The 1,764-nt window shown below is 74.3% G+C and carries 2 protein-coding genes and 1 pseudogene; 2 read left to right on the top strand and 1 reads right to left on the bottom strand.

The genetic code is table 11. The features are described from left to right. Positions 1-301, top strand: a pseudogene (locus tag G3I65_RS29290) (LysE family transporter); the annotation flags it as partial. A gap of 108 nt (positions 302-409) precedes the next feature. Beyond that, a complete protein-coding gene (locus G3I65_RS29295; RefSeq protein ID WP_160698962.1) occupies positions 410-1,114 on the top strand; it encodes a DUF6008 family protein in 705 nt (234 codons plus the stop codon). Here the strand turns inward: G3I65_RS29295 and G3I65_RS29300 are convergent. Then, positions 1,095-1,764 (bottom strand): NPCBM/NEW2 domain-containing protein (locus G3I65_RS29300; protein ID WP_203612540.1); only part of this gene is annotated, 670 nt, incomplete at its 5' end. The genes G3I65_RS29295 and G3I65_RS29300 overlap by 20 nt on opposite strands.

Genomic DNA, 1,764 nt, shown 5'->3' on the forward strand with positions numbered 1-1,764 from the left:
AGCGCTCGCGCCCGGCCGCGCGTACGCGAGTCTGCTCGGCATCACGCTCGTGAACCCGGCGACCGTCGTCTACTTCGCCGCCCTGGTGGTCGGCGGCCGCGCGGGGACGCCGGTGCCGGTCCTCGACCAAGGGGTGTTCGTGCTCGCCGCGTTCGCCGCCTCGGCGAGCTGGCAAGCCCTCCTCGCGGGCGGCGGCGCGCTGCTGGGCCGGGTCCTCACCGGCCCCCGCGGGCGGCTGGTGACGGCACTGGCGTCGAGCGCGGTGATCACCGCGCTCGCCGTCCGGCTTGTCCTCACTTGAGCGAAACCCGTTGTGCTGTAACGGCTTGTCCGCTTGCCTGGCGCACACGGGGAGACGATTCCCGGCCGCGTCCGGCGTTAGCGTCGAGCACGACGACGGGAGACGGCCATGGACATGCCGATGACGTCGACGCCCGGCTGGGACGTCGTGGGAGCGACCCTCCTCGTGCTCTGGGCGCTGGCCATGTGGGGCGCGGTCGGCGTCCTCGCGTACGCGAACCGCGGGCCGGTGCGGCCGTGGGTGTACCGCGGCTCGGCCGCGGTGATCGGCATCGGGGTGCTCGGCCAGCTCGGGCACGTCCAGGAGCACATCGCCCAGGCCGGCTACTGGCTCGGCCACCCGAACTCGCCCGCGTGGATGACGCCGTGGGGCACCACGCTCGCGAACGGCCTGCAGCGGGTGCTGCCGGACCGGCCGACCTTCGGGATGGAGCTGCTGCACCTCACCGGCAACTTCATCTTCCTGGCCGGTCTCGCCGGCGTCATGGTGATCACGCGGCGGGCGCTGAAGACCCGCGCCCGCCGCTGGGCGAAGATGGGCGTGTGGATGCAGGGCCTGCACGGGCTCGAGCACCTCGTCCTCACGGTGTCGGTGGCGTCCGGCTCGCGCGCGATCGGGCTCTCGACGTTCTTCGGGCTGGTCGACGCGGGTCCGGGCCTGACCACCTACCGCGTCTGGTGGCACTTCGTCGCGAACGTCGTGGGCTCGATCATCTTCGGCCTCGCGCTCTACCACCTCTGGAAGGAACGCCGGGAAGTGCGGGCGACGTTCTCCGTGCGCCCGCTCCCCGACGTCATCCGGCAGGCGGCGTAGCGCAGGTCAGCGTCGGCAGCGCCCAGTCGGCGTGGTCGTTGCCGTTGCCGTCCCCGCCGTCGCTCACCAGCAGGTCGAGGACCTGGGCGCCGGTGACGTCGACGTCGATCGGCACCGCGGCCTGGCCGCCGCGCACCACCGGCGTCGTGACGCGCGTCGTGCCGTCGACCGACACGCTGAACGCGACGCTGCCCGCCGTGCCGGTTTCGCCGTCGACGCCGACCGAGGCCGTCAGCCGGGTGCACGCGCCCGCCAGGTAGAGCTGGACGTCGCTCGCCGCGTGGACGCCGAGGCCCTTCGCGTAGGCCACGCCGCCGATGGTCATCGGCTTGCCGTCGCCCGCGGCCGCCTCGCCGTTGCTGGTGTCGCGTTCGACCGGGCCCCAGCCGTTCGTCGCGGTCAGGAACGGCAGCGAGCTGACCGCCACCTGGCCCGCGGGTGGCGCGGGCGGCACCGCGCCGACGATCCGTTCCCCGGTCACCGAGCCCGGGCGACCGGCCTGCCGGTAGGCCACCGCGACCTTCAGCGCGGCGGTGTCCACGGTGGCGGGCGGGGTCACGGTCCAGGTGAACGCGGCGGACCCGCCGCTGTCGATCCGCGCGGCCGAGGGCGGCGACGCGGGACCGGCCGTCCACCCGGACGGCAGGGTC

The sequence above is a fragment of the Amycolatopsis sp. SID8362 genome (assembly GCF_010550475.1).
Classification (GTDB): Bacteria; Actinomycetota; Actinomycetes; order Mycobacteriales; family Pseudonocardiaceae; genus Amycolatopsis; species Amycolatopsis eburnea.

What these genes read in the sequence shown, in the direction of transcription:
- G3I65_RS29295 (WP_160698962.1), top strand. Translation starts at nt 410, where the DNA reads ATGGACATGCCGATGACGTCGACGCCCGGCTGGGACGTCGTGGGAGCG.